The 4,640-nt window shown below is 69.3% G+C and carries 3 protein-coding genes and 1 pseudogene; 2 read left to right on the top strand and 2 right to left on the bottom strand.

The window, feature by feature from the left end; translation table 11 throughout:
- Window positions 1-73 precede the first annotated feature (73 nt).
- Together AC5P09_RS36055 and AC5P09_RS36050 are read right to left on the bottom strand one after the other, a co-directional pair.
- Window positions 74-2,122 (bottom strand): CocE/NonD family hydrolase, encoded by a 2,049-nt coding sequence (locus AC5P09_RS36055; RefSeq protein ID WP_493877918.1) that lies wholly within the window; start codon window positions 2,120-2,122, stop codon window positions 74-76.
- 16 nt (window positions 2,123-2,138) lie between these two features.
- On the bottom strand, window positions 2,139-3,464 hold the full coding sequence (locus AC5P09_RS36050; protein WP_493877917.1) for an ATP-grasp domain-containing protein: 1,326 nt from the start codon (window positions 3,462-3,464) through the stop codon (window positions 2,139-2,141).
- A gap of 56 nt (window positions 3,465-3,520) precedes the next feature.
- Here AC5P09_RS36050 and AC5P09_RS36045 point away from each other — a divergent pair, with 56 nt between their 5' ends.
- Both AC5P09_RS36045 and AC5P09_RS36040 read left to right on the top strand, forming a co-directional pair.
- Entirely contained in the window at window positions 3,521-3,688 is a 168-nt protein-coding gene (locus AC5P09_RS36045) for a hypothetical protein (protein WP_493877923.1), read from the top strand.
- Window positions 3,688-4,640: pseudogene (locus AC5P09_RS36040) on the top strand (ABC transporter permease); the annotation flags it as partial. The gene AC5P09_RS36045 and the pseudogene AC5P09_RS36040, both read left to right, overlap by 1 nt.

Genomic DNA, 4,640 nt, shown 5'->3' with positions numbered 1-4,640 from the left:
TGGGGTTTCGGCCGGTGCGGCGAGAGTGCGTGCCGGGCGCCGTGGGTGCTGTGCGGGACTTTCGAAACACCCCCTAGAGCAGGTCGCGTGGCACCGTTTCGTTCCAGGTGCGGGAGAACACCCGGCGGTCGCCCTCGTAGCCGTCCAGCGTGGCGTCCACGAAGAAGTCCCGCTCGTCGCAGCTGAGCCGGGTGTGCGTGACCACACGAATGTCCCAGTCCTCGCGGCGGAACCGCATGGTCCAGGTGGACTCGCCGCTGACGGACGTGAAGTCGTCGGCGACGGTCGCGTAGCGCTCGTAGGCGCGACGGTCGGCATCGAGCCCGATGCCGTCGAAGTGGATCAGTCCCTGGTCCTTCACGATCTCCAGTGCGGCGTGGTAACCGATCAGGTCCCGCTTCACGTCCCACCGCTGCTCAAGAGGTGTCAGCCGGGTCACAGCCAGGGGCGCCGTTCCTTCGGGCTCGTCGAACGGGTTCGGCGGCACCTCGTCGGGTTCGTCGGTCGGGCGGACCGGGAGCGTGAGGGTGCTCGAACTCTCGTGGACGCTGAGCAGGGCCGCTTTGGGGGGCGGCCAGGCGAGCGGCCAGTACGACGTGGACAGGGAGAGGCGGATGCGGTGTCCGGGCGGGAAGGCCTGCGCCACTCCGTTGAGGTGGACGGTCGCGCGGTAGCGCCGGCCCGGTTCCAGCGGCTCGGGGTCCTCGGTGTTCTCCCGCCGGGTGAGGTTGAGCAGACCGTAGGTGACACGGGTGGCGGCGCCGTCGGGGCTCACATCGGACAGGCGCGCGGCCACCATCGCGACCGGCTCGTCGGCCGAGAGGTCGAGTTCCACGGTCGGCGAGCCCAGGATCTCGAGCCGTTCCGTCAAGGGCTCGGTCTCGAAGACGAGTGAGCCGCCGTCCTCTTCGCGCTGGTCGTAGGGCAGGTCCGGGGGCGCGTTGTAGGAGGCCCACTTGCCCGCGAACTGGCCGACGGACAGCGGTGAGCGCACCGTCATGGCGGCGCCGTCGCCCTCGCCGGCCGCCGCTTCCTCGCTCGGCGAGTCCGGGGAGCCGATCCGGTGCCGTGTCAGCGGATACGTGACCGGGTGGATGTGCGGAGACGGCCAGGCGGGTTCCGCGACCCAGCGGCCCGGCCGCTCCTCGTACGAGGTGGACGGAGGCACACTGTCCTGCATCCAGGTGTGCAGCATGGGGCCGTCCATGACGCCGTTGTCGACGCCCTTGAGCCAGTGGTCCCACCACCGCACCACTTCCTGCAGGTAGCCGATGGCCGGGCCGGGCTCTCCGAGGTGGGGGAACTTGTGCGACCAGGGACCGATCAGCCCCTTGCGGGGCACGTCCAGGTTGCCGAGCAGACGGGTCACGGCGTTGGAGTAGCCGTCCGCCCAGCCGCTGGAGGCGAGGACGGGGCAGCGTACGTCCTGGTAGTTCTCGGAGACCGAGGCGTGGCGCCAGTAGTCGTCGCGGCGCTGGTGGCGCAGCCACGGAAGGACCCAGGGACCGGTGTTCTCCAGGCGTTCGTGCCACATGTCGCGCCAGCGGTCGCCGACCACGGCGGGGTCGGGCGGGCAGGTGGCGTAGGCGAACATGGTGCCCGCCTCGGCGAGGTTGTCCGAGAGCATGGCCCCGCCCATGTAGTGCATGTCGTCGGCGTGCCGGTCGTCGGTGAAGGACGCGATGACGATGGCGCGCAGGCTCGGTGGCTGCCGGGCGGCCACCTGGAGCGCGGCGAAGGCACCCCAGGAGATGCCCATCATGCCGGTGCGGCCGTCGCACCAGGGCTGCTCGGCCAGCCAGGCGAGGACCTCTTCGGCGTCGGCCTGTTCCTGTTCCAGGTACTCGTCCTTCAGCACCCCCTCCGAGTCACCGGTGCCGCGCACGTCGACGCGGACGCAGGCGTAGCCGTGCCCGGCGATGTACGGGTGGTGGACGGAGTCACGTACCGAGGTGAGGTCGCGCTTGCGGTAGGGGATGTACTCCAGCACCGCGGGCACGGGCTCGTCGTCCGAGGACGTGGGACGCCAGAGGCGTGCCGACAGCTGTACGCCGTCGGCCATCGGGATGCGGACGTGCTCCTCTTCCTTGGTGGCGTACGGCAGGTTGGTCACGTAACGCATAAGGCCGACGCGCTCCTTACTCTCGCGGGCTCTCGTCGAACTCTCGCGGGCTCTCGTCGAAGGTGAATCCCAGTGCGGCCACGCAGTGGTCGTACTTCTCCCGCAGGTCGTCCTCGTCGCTGCCGCCGGTGAAGATGTGGGCCAACTCGAAGCTGTAACTGTCCTGTTGGGGGAGCTCCGACAGCCGCTGCCCCGCTTCGGGCGTGACGTCCACACGCACGCCGTCGGTCTCGCGCTCGATGCGGGCGAGGTCCTCGGGCGAGGGCACATGGCCCACCACCCCGTCGGTGAACCAGCGGTAGTACCACTTCGCGGCCATGGCGTACGGCCCCTGCCGATGCGGCATGTGCGGGTCGTCGCCGAGGGCGAGGCTGAGCATGCAGTGGTGGTTGGGTACGCCGTCGACGTACTGGAACAGCTCGGCGTGGGACTGGGAGTGACGGGGGTTGATCTCCAGCAGACGGATCTCCTGGCTCTGCGGGTCGTAGAAGTACTCCACGCTGAAGGTGGCCGAGTCGAAGCCGATCTGACGCATCACCCGCTGGGTGACGTCGTGGAGCTGCCCGATCACCTGCGGCGGCAGGGTCGAGGGGTACTGGTGGCGCAGGAAGCAGGGCGTTTCGGGGTAGTTGATGGAGTCCAAGGCGCCGTAGACGGTCACTTCGCCCTGATGGACGTAGCCTTCGACGGCGACCTGGATCCCCGACATCTCTTCCTCCGCGAGGCAGACCTGCCCGCCGACGCCGTGCATCTCGGGCGGTAGCTCGATTCGGTCGAGGATGTACTCGAAGGGCCGGCCGACCCGGGCGATTCCCTCACGGATCTCGGCGACGGCGGCCCGGAACTCATCCAAGTCCTTGACGCCGAAGGCGAGTTCGGAGGAGTAGGAGAGCGCCGGTTTGAGCCACATGGGGAAGCGCACGCCCTCCGGAGGGCGCGGGTCGTCGGCCTCCAGATCCACCTTGCCGAACCGCGGGATCCTGTCGGTGACCTTCTGCTGCTCGAGCCGGCTCCAGTACTTGTGCTCGCACTTGACCACCGACTCCAGGCTGGTGCTGCGGGTTCCGTAGCGCTCGCCGAGGATGGGGACCATGGTGCTGACCGGGAAGTCCCAGTAGCCGACGATCGCGTCGATGCTTCCGTCGAAGGCATCCAGTATCCCCTGGGCCTTGTCGATGAGCTCCGGCACCGACACCTCGCCGCCCTGCAGCTCGTCGGTCGACAGCAAGGGGTGACAGCGCAGTGATCTCGCACCCGGTACCGCGTGGAGCGTCGGCAGGTTGGCCTCGTCGAGGCCGAGCACAAAGATGTTCTTCGCATCGTTCACGTTCCTGTCAGGCACGGCACCTTCCCGATTTTCCGCGGTTCACATCGGAAGATCGTCGGAGTACCCGTGAGGTGCGCGGCCAACCTCCTGCGGAGGAGGTCGCCGACGTGTGTCACCGCGCCCTGGTCTTCGTACGGGGCCAGGTGACCGCCGAACTCAGCGGCGACTCCCTCACCGTCACCGAACTCACCCACGCCGCGTCGGCCATGCCGGCGCTGACCGGAACGGCGGACAACTGATGGCCACCGAGACCGAATCCGCCCGCCGGCAGGCCGACGACCGCGGCGGCAGCGCCCAGCGGGACGGCGCCCGCGAGGGCAGGGCGCGCAAGCAGTCACCCGGCCGCTTCGACCCGGGCACGGGCAGCGGCGGCATCGCCGCCCGGCTGCGCGGCGGCCACCTCATCGGCACCTACGGGCTCCTCGGCCTGACCGTCCTGCTGTTCGTCGTCTTCGCGCTGGCCCTGCCGGACACCTTCCCGACGATGGACAACGCCTCGTCGATCCTGTCCAACCAGTCGATCCCCGCGATCCTCGCCCTCGGCGCGATGATCCCCATCGTCACCGGCAAGTTCGACCTCTCCGTCGGCTACGGACTCGGCTTCGCCCACGTCCTGGCCATGCAACTCATCGTGAACAGCGGCTGGTCGTGGCCGATCGCCTGCGTCGCCGTCATCCTCGGCGGCGGCATCGTCGGCGTACTCAACGGCCTGCTGGTGGAGTTCGCCAGGATCGACTCCTTCATCGCCACCCTCGGCACCGGCAGCCTCCTGTACGCCTGCACCGGCTGGATCACCACCGACGGCGCCCGGATCGTACCCGGCCCGCACGGACTGCCCCCGGTCTTCACCGACCTGTACGACTCCACGTTCCTCGGCCTGCCGGCCCCCGCCTTCTACTCCTCGCGCTCGCCGTGGTGCTCTGGCTGCTGCTCGAACGCCTGCCGCTCGGCCGCTACCTGTACGTCATCGGCTCCAACGCCCGCGCCGCCGACCTCGTCGGCATCCCCACCCGCCGGTACGGCATCTACGCCGTCGCCGGTTCCGGACTCGTCGTTGGTTTCGCGGGCGTCCTGCTCGCCGCGCAGCAGCAGATCGGCAACCCGAGCGTCGGCATGGACTACCTGCTGCCCGCCTTCGTCGGCGCCCTGCTCGGCTCCACCGCGATCAAGCCGGGCCGCGCCAACGCCGCC

The sequence above is a fragment of the Streptomyces sp. a15 genome, from assembly GCF_059026085.1.
The sequence above is the reverse complement of the archived record's forward strand: the minus strand, read 5'-3'. Positions and strand labels throughout refer to the sequence as shown.

What these genes read in the sequence shown, in the direction of transcription:
- AC5P09_RS36055 (WP_493877918.1), bottom strand. Translation starts at nt 2,122, where the DNA reads ATGCGTTACGTGACCAACCTGCCGTACGCCACCAAGGAAGAGGAGCAC.